The organism is Pseudoalteromonas sp. SiA1, assembly GCF_018732205.1.
In the GTDB taxonomy this organism is placed as follows: Bacteria; Pseudomonadota; Gammaproteobacteria; order Enterobacterales; family Alteromonadaceae; genus Pseudoalteromonas; species Pseudoalteromonas tetraodonis.
The window spans coordinates 733868-749046 of sequence record NZ_CP076084.1; the positions used below are offsets into that span (position 1 = coordinate 733868).

Genomic DNA, 15179 nt, shown 5'->3' on the forward strand with positions numbered 1-15179 from the left:
GTCAATATTGACAGTTTTTACATAGTACTAATGAGAAAAATCGCTCACATTGATATGGATGCATACTATGTCTCAATTGAAATAAGAGACAATCCATCATTAGCTAATAAGCCAGTTGCTGTTGGAGGTAAATCTGATCGTCGAGGGGTTCTTTCTACCTGTAATTATATTGCAAGGCAGTATGGTATTAGTTCGGCAATGCCAACTGGGTTAGCTCTTAAAAAGTGTCCCGGTCTGGTTGTAGTTCCCGGAAGAATGGAAGTGTACAAAGAGACCAGCCAAATCATTCATGGCATCTTTGAAAAGTACACAGATAAAATAGAGCCATTGTCACTTGATGAAGCCTACTTAGATTTATCCGACTCCTCACTTCACCAAGGTTCTGCTACCTTGATTGCTCAAGAGATTAGGGATGAGATACTAAAAGCTACAGGCTTAACTGCTTCCGCAGGGATTGCACCGCTTAAATTCGTCGCTAAAGTAGCTTCTGACCTAAACAAGCCAAACGGCCAATGTACAATAAAACCAGATCAGGTATGGGAGTTTCTAGAGACACTACCATTAAAAAAGATTCCCGGTGTGGGCAAAGTAACTTTTGAAAAGCTTAAGGCTCTTGGATTTGAAACCTGTGGTGATATAAGGCGCTCTGATGAAAGCTTCTTAGCGAGTAATTTTGGGAAATATGGTCACGTATTATGGAATCGTAGTCATGGGAAAGATGATAGAGAAGTCGAAGTAACCCGTATAAGGAAGTCTGTTGGGGTTGAGAGAACTTTTGAGTTCGATATTAGTTCACAAAGTGAACTTGAAGCGATAATAGTTGATAAGTTATTACCTGAGTTAAAGCGTCGTTCATCAAAGTACCTTGAGACTCGTTTTATGAATAAGCTTGGGGTAAAGGTTAAATTTAGCGACTTCCAACAAACTACAAAAGAGCAGAAAGCTAGTGAAATTAGCTTAGATTTATTGAACGTACTGTTATCGGAAGCAATAGTCAGGGGGAAGGGAAAGCCTGTGAGATTGCTTGGTATTCATATCGGGTTACAAGAACCCGAAGAACGTAGCTTGCAGCTTGGACTGGGGTTTGAGTAATACTAAACCTTATATTTTTCATTATTTGATTAGGGAGTAATATGAAGCGTTATTTGTTGTTTATTTTTTTCGCTTTTCTGTTTTCAAATGACATTGATGCATCAATAGTCAAAAAATCAAAGAGTGGTATCTGTCACGACGAAAATACTCCTTATTATGCTCGTACTAAAAATTTTCATTCATTTAATTCGATAAAGTCCTGCCTTGAATCAGGCGGTAGGCTACCTAAAAGGCAAGGAAAACCTTCTGGGAGTAAACAAGCGATTCCTGACAAGATACCTCAGCAATTAGCAGATAGATCCGAATATTCAAGAAACAAGTTTGGTAATGGCTGGGCTGATGAAGATGGTGATTGTCAAAACTCTAGAATGGAAGCTTTAATTTCTCAATCATTAGTAGAGGTTAGGTTTAAATCGAACAGAATGTGCAAAGTTGAATCAGGTAAATGGATATCCCCCTTTACAGGGAATACAATTTTTAAAGCCTCAGAAATAGATATCGATCATGTTGTTCCCTTATCTTGGGCGTGGAAACATGGTGCTAATAAATGGACAAATGAAAAACGTATAAAGTTTGCTAATGATCCTGCTAACTTATTAAGTGTTGAGTCTAGTTTAAATAGAAGCAAAGGTGATAAGGGACCTGACGAGTGGTTACCGCCTAAAAATCAATGTCAGTATATTTTAAGATTTCAACGAGTTTATAAAACTTACGAATTAAATTTATCCAAACTCGAAGCAGACAAAATATCAAGCCTTAAGAAAAGCTATTGTGGATAAGTATAATAGGTATAAAAAATTTAATTATACATGCGATTTTTTGGACTAATACAGATATAAGTATTTTCATACAGCCATTAAAAGTCGAACTTGTTACTAATTTTAATGAGTATCACTATCGACTAATACAATAACTCTAAGAAGCTTTTGCCCCATTACGCGTTAACGTAAATACTCTAATGGCAGCTGTGGGGCGAACAACGGACCTTGCTGTTAACCTCAAGGAAGCAAATCTATTCCAAACTGCTTCAGCAATAAAGAAAACAGCCAAAAGCAAATTACAGTTATTAATGAGCTGATGAGTAACGATAGCCAAAAACTGTAGCGCTGCATCAGCATGGGGAAAAGTAAAAACATGGGCAATGTGGGAAGTACATACCAAAAGGTGTACCAAGCGTGATTGGCTATTTTCTCTGACGGCTGCTTTTCAACATATAACCAAATCATGGCTAAAATTGTGACTGTCGGTAAGGCCACTATTAGTGCGCCTAGTTTATCATTTCGTTTTGCTAGCTCTGATGCCGCGACAATGACCGTAGCGGTGATCAAATACTTAGTTATTAGCCAACCCATATAATGTCCTTAAATGAAAAAACCGATTGCCTATCGGTTTTTGTTGTGACAATATAGCCAACGAATTAAATAGAGTAAAGTGTTATGCAGTTAGGTGAACTAGAAAAGTTAGTGCTTCAACATTTCTGGAATGTGAAAGAAGCGGATGCAAAGCAAGTACATAAAGTACTGGGGTTAGCTCGTGGTAATTCGTTAAATACTATCCAAAGTACGCTTGATAGGTTATTTAAAAAAGAATTACTTAAACGCACTAAACAAGGCCATGCGTATTGTTATTCAGCCAGAGTAGATCGTGAAGGCTTAATTGCTCAACTTATTTCAAATGTAACCAGTGACTTTGTTGATGATGGTGAAAATAGCTTAATTGCTGCGTTCAGTTCTGCTTCGGCACAGCTTAATGACGAACAACTCGATACATTAGAAAAAATGATCGAGAAACAACGCCAGCTTAGAAAGGAGCGGGCTTAATTATGTTAGTTGGAGATATGGCAATCGTTCTAAATTTGCTCAGTGTTTCAGTGCTTGCATTTGTGATAGGTATTGCAACTGTTGCTGTCGTATCTCGTTTTGTGTTGTTCAGACTCGAACAAGTCAGTTTTAATAGTCAAAAGTTTATATTGTGGTCACTAGTGAGTGCACCTTGGTGGATAGCCTTTTCTTGTATTAGTTACTTTATGCCTTACTCGTTAGGGTTTGATAAAGTTTTTAACATAAGCTGGTTCGAAGATTTTGCCCATTGGCACCATATCGATATTTTTAGCTTTTCAAGTTGGCACGCGTTAACCTTACTTTTAGCACTAATCTATTTAGCTTGGCGCGTAACTAAGACTACCTTTGCTAGAACCAAACAGTCCATCGCATTATCGAGTTTACTAAGCTTTACTGATGCACAAGATGCTAGGACGACTAATGGCAATCAATATTTATTGATGCCTGTTAAAGTGCCTGTTGCCTTTACTACAGGTTTTATATCTCCCAAGATATATGTATCAACCGGACTACAAACCCAAGTTAGCGATGAACAACTTAATATCATCGTTAATCATGAACTGGCTCATGTAACGGCAAGAGACCCGTTATTTAAAGTGCTTTTCACGGCACTTGCCAGCTTCTATCCGTCACGTATAAAACAAACCCTAATCGAGCAATATGTCTTAATGACGGAAAAGATGGCCGACAATGAGGTCACAAAAGAATACGACCACCTTGATATCGCACAGACATTAATTGATGTCGCTAGACTTCAAAAAGCACTTCCTACGGATTGCGATCAGGCGTCTGTTAGCTACTTCGGACATGATTACACGAGTCTTCGTGTTGAAGGTTTATTAAATCCAATTAATAAACCGTCACTTACTACTTTCATCATTACTCTAGCATTATTGGCAACTATGCCAGTACTAGCGGCATCCACTGTCGATAGTTTTCATCACTTTATCGAAACTTTTTTCATCCATTAATTAAGGATATGGAATGAGATTTAATCTTTATAAAAGCAACAGAAAAAAACCGACCGGCAATCGGTTTTTGGCTGTTGGTCTATTTTTAACAACGGGGGCTGGTTTAGTAACATCAACTCCCTTTTTGGCTAATGCGCAAATCCAGCAGCAATCACAGTCATCACATCAGGTTATAAATTTAAGCAAGGCTGTGACCATGACTCTACAAAGTCATCCTGAATTAAAAGCCTTGATAGCTCAAGAAGCCTTGTGGCAAGGTAATATCGAGCAAGCTGGAATTGGAGAGCGTCCTCAAATAGGTTTAATGATTGAAGATGCGTTAGGGACTGGTGAGCATAGTGCATTAAAAAGTATGCAATCAACGCTCACCTACTCTTGGTTGCTTCAACAAGATCAAATTGATGGCAGAGTTAATGCGGCAAAAAGCCAAGCAAGTGCAGTAATAGTCGAGCAAAAAATAAAAGCCCTCGATTTATCTGCGATTGTTGCTAAGCAGTTTGTTGAAATCTTGATAAAACAAGAGCGCCTGAAACTCAATCAATTAGCGGTATCTCAGGCACAGGAAGTGGTTGACGCTATTGCCAAAAGAGTAAAAGCAGGCAAAAGTTCTACTGTTGAAATGCGCTTGGCTCAAGCTGAGCTAATTCGAAGAAATCTCGCTGTCGAAGATTTAGAGCACGAATTAAAAGCCAGCCATTATCAACTGTCATCCTTATGGGGTAAGCCTCAGGCAGAGCTTAAGTTAACGGGGAATTTAATGCTTAAGCCGGAAATTCCATCTGTAGAAAGCCAACTAAACAAGCTTAAGCAAATCCCGCAAATACAGCAGTTTGCTAATGAACAACGTATCGCCCAGTCTCAAATGGAACTCGCACGTATTGAAGCCAAACCTCAGTGGCAATTCACTGCTGGACTAAGACGATATGAAACGACCAATGATTTTGGTTTAGTGGCGGGTGTCTCTATTCCTTGGGGAAGTGAAAATAGAAATGCAGGAACAATAGCTGCCTTACGCGCAAAACAAGATGTTCTGGCAAGTCAGCAACAAGCGTTAATGCAGAAACTTGATGCACAGCTTTATGTGCTATTGCAAGAAATGGCGCATTCCCACCATGTCATTGAAACGATTCAAGCTGAAATTATTCCTGTACTAGAAACCGCATTGACTGAAGCAAGTCAGGCATTTGATATCGGCAAACTTAGCTACAACCAGTGGAGTGATATCCGTAGAGAGCTACTCAGCGCCCAAAATCAGTTACTTGATTCTTATCAATCTTTGCACTTACAACATATTGAAATTCAACGCCTAACTGGCGTGTCCGTTAGTGATAGCGAGTAGAACCGTGAGCAAACTTATGAAAAATAAAAATATCCTGTCGTCATTGAGTTTGGCGATACTTATCTCATTAACAGGCGTCGTCGCACCTAATGCTGTTGCGGCATCATCACCTGCGGCTGAGCAAGCTGAACCAGAGAAAGGTCCACACCGTGGGCGCATGTTACGAGAAGGTGATTTTGCAATTGAACTCTCTATTTTTGAAACAGGCGTGCCGCCAGAATTTCGTGTTTGGGCAACAAATGAAGGGCAACCTATTGACCCAGCGAAAGTTAGTTTAAACGTAAAGTTAATCCGTCTAGGCGATGGCACTGATGATATTAACTTCAATGCCCAAGGTGACTTTCTTCGCGGTGATATGGTGATTTATGAGCCTCACTCTTTTGTCGTTGCCATTGAAGCAACTTATCAGGGTAAAAAGTACAATTGGCGATATGACAACTTCGAGGGTCGCACCACAATTGAACAGGCAGTTGCCGATGCAATGGAAATCAACACTGAAATTGCAGGCCCTGCGACAATTCATCAAACCATTCCTGCTTATGGAAAATTAAGTTTACCTGTGGGCGCTAAGCGAAACATTGCAGCGCGTTTTGATGGTGAAATCACCAAATTACACGTCAATTTCGGTGAAATCGTTAAAAAAGGGCAAACGCTATTCACAGTAGAAAGTAATGAAAGTCTTAAGCCCTACGTTATTAAAGCGCCCATTAATGGTGTTATTACCCAGTTATTCGCAAACGCGGGTGAGCAAACCAATGGTAAAACCTTACTCACCATTACCAATTTTAATCGCCATATTGCCAAATTAGCGGTTTATCCTTCGGATTATTCCAAGGTTAAACTGGAAACGCCAGTTACGTTAAACATTGAAGGTCATGAGAACCCCCTTGTAGGTGAGGTGTCATTTATTGAGCCAAGCGTGAGAGATGATCAAGCAAGAATGGTTTGGGTTGAATTAGCAGATGCTGAACTTGCAGAAGGAAACTTCGTTAAAGCAAATATTGAAGTAGCAACAATCGATGTGCCGCTTGCTGTTAAGCGTGTTGGTTTGCAAAGTTTTAGAGATTTCACCGTTGTCTATGCCAAAGTCGGTAAACAATACGAAGTCCGTATGCTTGAGCTTGGAAGAGCCGGAGGTGAATGGATTGAAGTTCTAGGTGGATTAAAAACAGGTACAGAATACGTGACTGATAATAGCTACATCTTAAAAGCCGACATTGAAAAGTCTGGCGCATCACATGATCATTAGGAGCGTATAAATGTTGGAATCAATTTTACGCTTTTCAATAAAGCGCAAATTCCTTGTGATGGTGATGGTACTTGCTGTTTCAGGGCTTGGTATCTGGAACTTTACCAAACTACCCATTGATGCTGTACCAGATATCACCAATGTTCAAGTAATGATCAATACTGAGGCGGCTGGTTTTACACCTTTGGAAGTTGAGCAAAGAGTAACCTTTCCGTTAGAAACTGCGTTATCAGGTTTACCGGGCTTAACCTATACGCGTTCGGTTTCTCGCTACGGTTTATCGCAAGTGGTAGCGATATTTAGCGATGATACGGATATCTATTTTGCCCGTCAGCTAGTCAATGAACGTTTGTCTGCGGCACGAGCTGAGTTGCCTCAAAGCTTAGAGCCTCAACTTGGGCCAATAGCTACAGGTCTTGGTGAAATCTTTATGTTCACGGTTGATGCTGAGCCTGATGCAACACATGCTGATGGCACGCCTATTACACCAATGGATTTACGAACCGTACATGACTGGACCATAAGACCACAGTTAATGCGTGTACCCGGTGTTGTAGAGGTGAACCCTATAGGCGGATTTGAACGGGAGGTTTTAGTCGCCTTTAAACCTGAAAAGCTACTTGCTTTTGGACTATCACAAGCCGATGTGGTTAATGCCATCGCACAAAACAATCAAAATCAAGGCGCAGGCTTTATAGAGCAAAATGGCGCACAGTGGTTATTAAGGCTGCCCGGTCAGGTTACTGATATGACTGCCATTGGTAATATTCCGCTTAAGTCGCTTGATGGTTCATCAATTTATATAAAAGACGTAGCCGATATTGAAAACGGTAAAGGGCTAAGAACTGGTGCTGCTACACAAAATGGTCGTGAAGTGGTGATGAGTACGGTGTTCATGCTTATTGGCGAAAACAGCCGCACCGTTGCCCATGCCGTGGGAGAAAAGCTCAAAGAAATTAACGCCACTTTACCAGAAGGGATTGTCGCAACCGCTGTTTATGACCGCACTAAATTAGTTGATAAAACCTTAAAAACCGTACAGCTCAACCTAATTGAAGGGGCCATTTTGGTTATTGTTGTGCTCTTTGTACTACTAGGCAATTTCAGGGCTGCATTTTTAACCGCATTAGTGATCCCATTTGCCATGTTGATGACAGTAACAGGTATGGTGCATACAAGGGTGAGTGCAAACTTGATGAGTTTGGGGGCGTTAGATTTTGGTTTGTTAGTCGATGGTGCCATTATTATCGTAGAAAATTGTCTCCGCAGGCTAAGTCAGGCTGGAAATAACCCGTTATCGCTAAAAGAACGCTTAGAGTTAGTGTTCGAAGCAACAAGAGAAGTGATACGTCCCGCATTATTTGGTGTATTTATTATCACCGTAGTTTATCTGCCTATCTTCGCTCTTGAAGGCGTAGAAGGAAAGATGTTCCATCCAATGGCGATCACTGTAGTTATTGCATTACTGAGTGCTATGTTGCTTTCGGTAACCTTCGTACCAGCAATGGTTGCCTTACTATTTAAAAAGCCAGTAAAAGAAAAGCACAGTCCACTTATTCGTGGCGCTGCGGTCCTTTATAAACCTGCTTTGAAATGGGTATTGAAAGCACGTTGGTTAGTGATAATTGCGGCATCACTTTTAGTTATATTTTCTGGCTATCAAGCGACTAAGTTAGGTAGTGAATTTGCGCCTAATCTGGATGAAGGTGATATTGCCATGCACGCCTTACGTATTCCCGGTACGTCACTATCTCAGGCTGTAGCACTTCAGGAATCGTTAGAAGATAAAATTAAGCAAATGCCAGAAGTTGAACGTGTCTTTGCTAAGATAGGCACGGCAGATGTGGCAACCGATGCGGTTCCACCAAGTGTTGCAGATAACTTTATTATCTTAAAGCCTCGTGAATTATGGCCTAATCCAGACAAAACTAAAGCACAAATCGTAGAAGAATTGGCCGCACTTGTTGAGCCGATTCCGGGCAACCGCTATGAGTTCTTACAGCCCATTCAAATGCGTTTTAATGAGCTATTAGCTGGGGTTAGAGCCGAGCTTGCCATTAAAGTATTTGGTGATGATTTTGAAACTTTAACCGCATTAGGTGATGAGATAGAAGGTGCTATTTCGCAAGTTGATAACATTGCAGACATTCAAGTCGAGCAAACAACGGGATTACCACTGCTTAACTTAGTACCAAAGCGTGAAAAATTGATGCAGTTTGGTATTAGTATTAGCCAAGTGCAATCTCAAGTGGCAACTGCGATGGGTGGTACTGTCGCAGGTAAGTTTTATCAAGGCGATGTGCGCTCTGATATTGTAGTACGCCTAGCAGAATCAAAACGAAATAATATTGATGAACTTCCTTATTTACCGATTATGTTGGCTGACGGTCATTCAGTGCCACTGCAAGAACTTGTTGAAATTGAGCTTGTATCTGGTGCTAACCAAATTAACCGCGAAAATGGTAAGCGTAGGGTTGTGGTTACTGCCAATGTTCGCGGAAGAGATTTAGGAAGTTTTGTTGCGGATATCCAAACTGCAATTAATGAAAGTGTTGAAATTCCGGCTGGTTACTGGGTGGAATATGGCGGCACCTACCAAAAACTGCAATCCGCTTCTGAGCGACTGAGTATTGTTGTACCAGTCACCTTAATTATGATTGTCGGATTGTTGATACTAGCGCTTAGCTCATTTAAAGATGCAATGATCATCTTCACAGGTGTTCCATTAGCATTAACAGGTGGTATAGCTGCTCTATTGTTACGTGATATTCCGTTCTCAATTTCGGCAGCCGTTGGTTTTATTGCCTTATCGGGCATAGCAATTCTAAATGGACTGGTTATGGTGTCGTTCATTAGAGAGTTACGTAAAAATGGATTGGCACTTGATAAAGCAATATTTGACGGTGCACTTACTCGACTTCGCCCTGTATTAACAACCGCCTTGGTCGCATCATTAGGTTTTATTCCGATGGCTTTAAATACAGGGATTGGCTCAGAGGTTCAGCGACCTCTCGCAACAGTAGTCATTGGTGGCATTATTTCGTCAACGATTTTGACTCTGTTTGTCATTCCTGCCTTATACAGAATTTTACACAAAGAAAAGGAGTCTATTTTGACTGATGTTGAAGTATTGGAGTCTCAAGATGCCAAATAATATGATTAAAGCGTTAACCTATTTGGCAGTTGCGTTGCTGGCACTTGTTAGCATTGAAGCCTTTGCTCACGGTGTTGATGATAAAACCAGAGCGTTTTTGGAACAGAATACAGGTGTTCAGTTTATTCCATTCCTATACATAGGCGCTAAACATATGATAACGGGATATGACCACTTATTGTTTTTAGTGGGTGTTATCTTCTTTTTATATCGTAGCCGTGACGTACTGTTGTACGTCACCATGTTTACTATTGGACATAGTACAACTCTGTTATTTGGTGTGTTAAGTGACATACAGGTCAACGCTTATTTAATTGATGCCATTATCGGTTTTTCCGTAATTTACAAGGGCTTCGATAATCTAGGTGGCTTTAAGCGTTGTTTTAATTGGCAGCCTAATACCCAATGGGCGGTGCTGATTTTTGGTCTATTTCATGGCTTTGGTTTAGCTACCAAATTACAAGAATTTAGCCTAGCTGATGAAGGTCTTATTACCAACCTGATTGCCTTTAACTTAGGTGTTGAACTTGGTCAATTTGCTGCGCTCGCACTTATTTTGATCATGATAAATGCATGGAGAAAACTGCCGTCATTTCAACATTTTTCGACAGTCACGAATACTGCACTAATGAGTGCTGGTGTGATGTTGATGGGCTTACAACTTACTGGTTACTTTACTATTTAATCGATTTTTAACTTATAGAAATACAGAAATAAAAGAGAATTTTATGCAACATACAGTTAGTACCAAAACACTCGTTAAAGCGAGTATTTCAGCAGTCGTTGTCGCGGCTATTGCACTGGTTACCTTTATCTTACCAGCAGAGTACAACATCGATCCGACAGGTATTGGCAACAAGTTAGGTTTAACAGCACTTGCACAAGCGGCTGAAATGGAAACAACGTCATTAGAGACAACTAAAGGCACGGATGAGTTTCAAACAATAGAAGTGACAGTCCCTGCGGGACGCGGCATCGAATATAAATTTTATATGAAGCAGCATGAAAAAATGACTTATGAATGGTTAACCGATGGTGCTCCATTGTACTTCGATTTACATGGTGAGCCTGAAGGTGACACAACGGGATATTTTGAAAGCTATGCTATTGCTACAACTAATGAAATGAAAGGCAGTTATACCACCCCATTTGCAGGCTCTCATGGTTGGTACTGGAAAAACAAATCAGATAAACCAGTGTCAGTACAGCTACTGGTTAAAGGGCAATACGAAGTTATTGGCCTTAAACAATAACGAATTTAACTTTACGAATTTCATACCAAATGGAGACTAAAATGAACAAACTAATATCAATCGTTGCGCTTTGTGGTGCCTTGCTAACTAGTAATGTACAGGCACATGGAGATCATGGTGTCATCAGCGGTCAGAAAGCTGTTATCATCGCTGCAACACATATTCAAAAAATGACGTTTAAAGGCGCTGGTTTTGAAGTCGGTAAGTTAGATGAGTCATGGAAAAATATTGATAAGTCGCAACTTTCGATTGCTAGCGTTGAAGACAATTTCTATGTAGTTAGTGCATCTAATGCTAGCAACGAAGATAAGCTTTACTTCCAAATTGCAAAAAACGGTCAAGTTATATCGGTTAAAGATAAAAACGACTTTTAACAAAATAAGAAGGCACCTTTTGATAGAAGCAAGAGGTGCCTTTGTTTTGTACCAAGTCCGCTTTTGGCATAGAACCACTGGTCGGCTTTAACTCATTTCTGTCCAAAAACGAGTTTAACCGACCGTCTGCTTATCGCTCTTTGCCGAAGTTCGGCTCAGTGCCAATCTCAGACATTGAGCCGCCGCAATAAAAGGCGAGTGTATTGAGTCCGCCCCACGGCTTTTGTGAGCGTTTTTTCATTGCCTTGTTATATTACTAGTTCGACTTTCTTTGCGTAAACCATTCCTTGAGTCGTAGTTATTGGAACTTTGTTTGGTGTGCAATACATATCTATTTGATTAATGTTGTTTGATACTGAGAATTCATTACCTAGCTCTTTGATGATAGGTTTGCATGCTAATTCATCTATTTTTTGGCATTTTTCAGCAATCAAGTTTGTAACGTTAAAGATAAACCTGAATAGATCGCACCCAAGTTCATAGACCTCACCATCAAGTTTTAGTGAAGGCTTGTTACAAAATATCTTCATATTATTTAGAAGGTCTTCATTGTACGAATAGCATCCAGAAATTGAAGCCATCTCTTTTTTCACAAAGTTTAACTTTTTCTCATACTGCCTATTACTTTCTGGCACCATTGCATTATCGATAAACGACTTAACACTTTTTGCGAAAGTTTCAAATGGAATGATTAAATGTTGCACACGATCAAAATATACATTTTCCTCTATAGAAACTAGCATTCGAACATCGTCTACATCACCCACATGATGAAAGTAGTTTCTAATAATTCTTAATAGCTTAAATTCAGGAAAGTCTTTGATATTGCAATCAAATAACTCTTTGAGCTTATCTGCTGTTGAATGCAGGTTGTTCAAGTACGTGAACAAGCTATTTACATCATGCTTATCGATTGATTCAAGCCCTAACAATGTACGCTGGCTCTCAAAATATCTATCTATAAATGTATGATTCATCGAAAACCTCAATTGCGGTTGGTTTGGTGCGCAGCGGAAAACCAATCCGACAATATGCGTTTGTTAAATTGTAATTACTGCTGGCTTTAGAGTAACGAAACAATAAGGGAGCCAATTGAAGCTATGGATGCTGCTGTTGGCAAAGACTTAATCAGTGCGCTTACAACAACCTTACTTGGACGTTCATTTTTACACTGTTCTTCTATTGCGCTAACGACCTCTATTGCTTCAGATTTCTCTTCGGCCGATAATTCAAGGCGGTTTATTTCAGCCTTTAAAGCCTCAACACTTTCAGATAATTCATTATTTATATTTACAACGTTATTAGAGTTATCCGTTGAGTTATTATTTACGCGAGCATTATGACCATGAAAATTATAAGTTATATTTTTAATTGCGGCTTCAGCTTCAGGAATTCCTAGTTTCTTGTAAGAAATTTTGTACCCAGAGGATAATCCACTCATGCCTTGATAAAAGCCGGGATCTATAATTTTAAAAGTTTCCTCAAGCCCACTAGGAAGTTTACGGACTAAGAGGTCACCCGATTCAATTGGTACATCATAACGCTCAGTTATTATTACATTAGGGGTTACAGCTGATTTTATACCTTCTACGACTTTACCACTTTGTTTACGCAACAATAATTGATCATTCATCATGTCTGAAAATGACATACATTACCTCCTTGCAATTTAATAGTGCGCTCATCTCGCATATTCCTGCCGAGTCCACGCTCATTTATATACTTTATATATGTTTTAACAAATTACCTAAGGTATTACTATCACTAAGTTTTCTAAATTTTTTAGGTAAAGTTAAGTGAATCAATATGCGCGCAGCGCTCATTTCCATAAATATATGCGCAAAGAGTAGTTTAACAAATCAATTAACGACGATATTTAGCAAACCTCAGTGTCCGCTTCTCGCTCAAAGCCGACCTATAGGGTATTTGAGTTAACTCATAAAGGGGCAAAGACGAGTTATATTTATAACTCGTCAATGGACAAAAATGAGCTAGAGCCGAAGGACGTCTCTGTGCCCAGACTGTGTGAAAACTCTGATCACCTTTTGGTCTAAGTATGTTCTGCTTATGATCTATTAATCTATACATTTAGTTCACTTAATATACTGATATTTATATAATTAGACTATTGATTCAGTTGAGGGTTGAGGCAGTATGTCAAAGTTTATAAGCGGTGAAAGTCGTGACCAATCAACGTTATTTCCAGAATCGTTGGAAGATTACGTCAGTGAAGATAATACGGTCAGAGTGATTGATGTTTTCATTGAGGAACTAAATCTAGCTGAATTGGGGTTTAAAGGATTAACTTTAAAGTCCACAGGTCGCCCTAAGTATCATCCAGCCACATTATTAAAACTGTATCTTTATGGTTACCTCAACCGTATTCAATCATCCCGCCGATTAGAAACCGAATGCCAACGCAATATTGAACTGATGTGGCTACTTGGTAAGTTGGCACCCGACTTTAAAACGATTGCTGATTTTAGAAAAGACAACGGAGATGGTATAAAAAATGTGTGCAAAACGTTTGTTGAAGTCTGCCGTCGTCTGAATATGTTTGAGAAACCAGTTGTTGCCATCGATGGTAGTAAGTTTAAAGCTAGCAACAACAAAGGCAATAATTTTACGCCAAGCAAAGTTAAATTCCACATCGACCGAGTCGAAAAGAACATTGAACGTTACCTTGAATTACTTGATGAAGCCGATAAAGAGCAAGCTAACGTCACAAAAATTAAAGCCACAAAAGATAGGCTAGCTGACTTTCGCAGCCAGTTAAAAAAACTACACGAGATTAAAGAACAAGTTGAAGCTCATCCTGACAAGCAAATATCCACTACTGATCCTGATTCACGTTTAATGAAAACTCAAGGTTTTACAAGAGTTGTGAGTTATAACGTGCAAAGTGCGGTTGATACCAAGCACCACCTTATAGTGGCGCATGAGGTGACCAACGTGCCAGATAGAGGCCAGCTTGCGTCAATGACAAAACTCGCACAAAAAGCATTGCGCAAGGAAGATATAAGGGTATTAGCAGATAAAGGTTACTTCAGTCAGCCCGATATAAAAGACACTATCGATTTGGGTGCAGAGCCAATCATGCCCAAGACGGATACATCGTCCTCTGAAAAGAAAGGGATATTTAACCGCTCACTCTTCAAATACGATGCAAATAAAGATATTTACTTATGCCCCGCTGGTAATGAACTTCAAAATCGAATGCAGGTATTTGAGCAAGGTAAATACCTTGATGTTTACTTCAATCACATTGCTTGTCGAGATTGTAAAATAAGAAGTCAGTGCACTAACTCTAAAAAAGACCCTAGGCGAATAAGGCGGTGGGTGCATGAGATTCTGACAGAAGAAATGCTTCAAAAGCTAAAGAATGAACCTGAATTGATGCTTCATCGCAAGCAAACTGTTGAGCACCCCTTTGGCACAATTAAACTCTGGATGGGAGCTACCCACTTACTAACACGAGGTTTAAAAAGCGTGAGTACAGAAATAAGTCTTCATGTTCTGGCTTACAACTTCAGAAGAATGCTCACAATTATGGGAGTTAATGGTCTAAGTAAAGCGATTAGAGTAGCGTTGCTATAGCAGTTTCGCTCGCGCGGAGAAAATTGTGATACTGAGAAAAAATCGATCGCAACCATCCTAGATGGTTTTAAACTAAGAACATACCCAAGACAATTTATTAAAAATTAGTTTTTACACAGTCTGTGCCATGAGCAGACATTGAAGATTCTTAATATGTGAAGTCAAGATTTGACCCCATTCGCTGCATTCGCTACATTCGCTACGTGACCCCATTCGCTACGAAATACGGTAATATGAGCTTTAGTCGTTCTGCTTGCTATAACGGTATATTTTTTAAGTAAAATATAGGAAGATAATAAGCAGAAAAAT

Annotated in this window: 14 protein-coding genes; 11 read left to right on the forward strand and 3 right to left on the reverse strand. The window is 39.7% G+C overall.

All coding sequences use genetic code 11. The features are described from left to right. Positions 1–30 precede the first annotated feature (30 nt). A complete protein-coding gene (gene dinB / locus KK487_RS03400; protein WP_128583181.1) occupies positions 31–1092 on the forward strand; it encodes a DNA polymerase IV in 1062 nt (353 codons plus the stop codon). Between the two features lie 41 nt (positions 1093–1133). Further along, on the forward strand, positions 1134–1871 hold the full coding sequence (locus tag KK487_RS03405; RefSeq protein WP_193521953.1) for an HNH endonuclease family protein: 738 nt from the start codon (positions 1134–1136) through the stop codon (positions 1869–1871). A gap of 219 nt (positions 1872–2090) precedes the next feature. Here the strand turns inward: KK487_RS03405 and KK487_RS03410 are convergent, their stop codons facing one another. Next, the gene (locus KK487_RS03410; protein ID WP_028834937.1) at positions 2091–2444 is read right to left on the reverse strand and encodes a DUF3147 family protein; all 354 of its coding nucleotides are present in this window, start codon (positions 2442–2444) and stop codon (positions 2091–2093) included. A gap of 84 nt (positions 2445–2528) precedes the next feature. Between KK487_RS03410 and KK487_RS03415 the strand changes: the two genes are divergently transcribed. Genes KK487_RS03415 through KK487_RS03450 form a run of 8 tightly spaced genes read left to right on the forward strand, consistent with a single transcriptional unit; the run spans position 2529 to position 11273 of the window. Next, on the forward strand, positions 2529–2912 hold the full coding sequence (locus KK487_RS03415; protein WP_028834938.1) for a BlaI/MecI/CopY family transcriptional regulator: 384 nt from the start codon (positions 2529–2531) through the stop codon (positions 2910–2912). Between the two features lie 2 nt (positions 2913–2914). After that, complete coding sequence (locus KK487_RS03420; RefSeq protein ID WP_028834939.1) at positions 2915–3904, forward strand: M56 family metallopeptidase; 990 nt, start codon at positions 2915–2917, stop codon at positions 3902–3904. 13 nt (positions 3905–3917) lie between these two features. Then, the gene (locus tag KK487_RS03425; protein ID WP_128583183.1) at positions 3918–5243 is read left to right on the forward strand and encodes a TolC family protein; all 1326 of its coding nucleotides are present in this window, start codon (positions 3918–3920) and stop codon (positions 5241–5243) included. Positions 5244–5259: 16 nt separating this feature from the next. Then, positions 5260–6492 carry an efflux RND transporter periplasmic adaptor subunit gene (locus tag KK487_RS03430; RefSeq protein WP_193521952.1) on the forward strand — a complete coding sequence of 411 codons (1233 nt, stop codon included), beginning with the start codon at positions 5260–5262 and terminating at the stop codon, positions 6490–6492. Positions 6493–6502: 10 nt separating this feature from the next. Beyond that, positions 6503–9646 carry an efflux RND transporter permease subunit gene (locus tag KK487_RS03435; RefSeq protein ID WP_028834942.1) on the forward strand — a complete coding sequence of 1048 codons (3144 nt, stop codon included), beginning with the start codon at positions 6503–6505 and terminating at the stop codon, positions 9644–9646. Beyond that, positions 9636–10331, forward strand: a complete 696-nt coding sequence (locus tag KK487_RS03440; protein ID WP_128583186.1) for a HupE/UreJ family protein — start codon at positions 9636–9638, stop codon at positions 10329–10331. The genes KK487_RS03435 and KK487_RS03440 overlap by 11 nt, the downstream gene beginning before the upstream one ends. Positions 10332–10374: 43 nt before the next feature. After that, positions 10375–10899 (forward strand): hypothetical protein, encoded by a 525-nt coding sequence (locus tag KK487_RS03445; RefSeq protein ID WP_128583187.1) that lies wholly within the window; start codon positions 10375–10377, stop codon positions 10897–10899. 41 nt (positions 10900–10940) lie between these two features. Continuing rightward, positions 10941–11273: a DUF6488 family protein gene (locus tag KK487_RS03450; protein WP_128583188.1), complete on the forward strand. Its 333-nt coding sequence runs from the start codon at positions 10941–10943 to the stop codon at positions 11271–11273. Positions 11274–11521: 248 nt separating this feature from the next. Here KK487_RS03450 and KK487_RS03455 read toward each other — a convergent pair whose 3' ends face one another. Both KK487_RS03455 and KK487_RS03460 read right to left on the reverse strand, forming a co-directional pair. After that, entirely contained in the window at positions 11522–12250 is a 729-nt protein-coding gene (locus tag KK487_RS03455) for a hypothetical protein (protein ID WP_128583189.1), read from the reverse strand. 86 nt (positions 12251–12336) lie between these two features. Further along, positions 12337–12924, reverse strand: coding sequence for a hypothetical protein (locus KK487_RS03460; RefSeq protein ID WP_128583190.1), 588 nt, complete (start codon positions 12922–12924; stop codon positions 12337–12339). A 503-nt stretch (positions 12925–13427) separates the two neighbouring features. On the opposite strand from KK487_RS03460, the gene KK487_RS03465 reads away from it, so the two are divergent. Beyond that, complete coding sequence (locus KK487_RS03465; RefSeq protein ID WP_013465392.1) at positions 13428–14870, forward strand: IS1182 family transposase; 1443 nt, start codon at positions 13428–13430, stop codon at positions 14868–14870. The last annotated feature ends 309 nt before the right edge of the window (positions 14871–15179 follow it).

Bases quoted from the DNA above. Each gene is read 5' to 3' on its own strand.
- KK487_RS03460 (WP_128583190.1), bottom strand. From the start codon at position 12,924: ATGTCATTTTCAGACATGATGAATGATCAATTATTGTTGCGTAAACAA.
- KK487_RS03450 (WP_128583188.1), top strand. From the start codon at position 10,941: ATGAACAAACTAATATCAATCGTTGCGCTTTGTGGTGCCTTGCTAACT.
- KK487_RS03405 (WP_193521953.1), top strand. From the start codon at position 1,134: ATGAAGCGTTATTTGTTGTTTATTTTTTTCGCTTTTCTGTTTTCAAAT.
- KK487_RS03425 (WP_128583183.1), top strand. From the start codon at position 3,918: ATGAGATTTAATCTTTATAAAAGCAACAGAAAAAAACCGACCGGCAAT.
- KK487_RS03445 (WP_128583187.1), top strand. From the start codon at position 10,375: ATGCAACATACAGTTAGTACCAAAACACTCGTTAAAGCGAGTATTTCA.
- KK487_RS03455 (WP_128583189.1), bottom strand. From the start codon at position 12,250: ATGAATCATACATTTATAGATAGATATTTTGAGAGCCAGCGTACATTG.
- dinB (WP_128583181.1), top strand. From the start codon at position 31: ATGAGAAAAATCGCTCACATTGATATGGATGCATACTATGTCTCAATT.
- KK487_RS03430 (WP_193521952.1), top strand. From the start codon at position 5,260: ATGAAAAATAAAAATATCCTGTCGTCATTGAGTTTGGCGATACTTATC.
- KK487_RS03440 (WP_128583186.1), top strand. From the start codon at position 9,636: ATGCCAAATAATATGATTAAAGCGTTAACCTATTTGGCAGTTGCGTTG.
- KK487_RS03435 (WP_028834942.1), top strand. From the start codon at position 6,503: ATGTTGGAATCAATTTTACGCTTTTCAATAAAGCGCAAATTCCTTGTG.
- KK487_RS03415 (WP_028834938.1), top strand. From the start codon at position 2,529: ATGCAGTTAGGTGAACTAGAAAAGTTAGTGCTTCAACATTTCTGGAAT.
- KK487_RS03465 (WP_013465392.1), top strand. From the start codon at position 13,428: ATGTCAAAGTTTATAAGCGGTGAAAGTCGTGACCAATCAACGTTATTT.
- KK487_RS03410 (WP_028834937.1), bottom strand. From the start codon at position 2,444: ATGGGTTGGCTAATAACTAAGTATTTGATCACCGCTACGGTCATTGTC.
- KK487_RS03420 (WP_028834939.1), top strand. From the start codon at position 2,915: ATGTTAGTTGGAGATATGGCAATCGTTCTAAATTTGCTCAGTGTTTCA.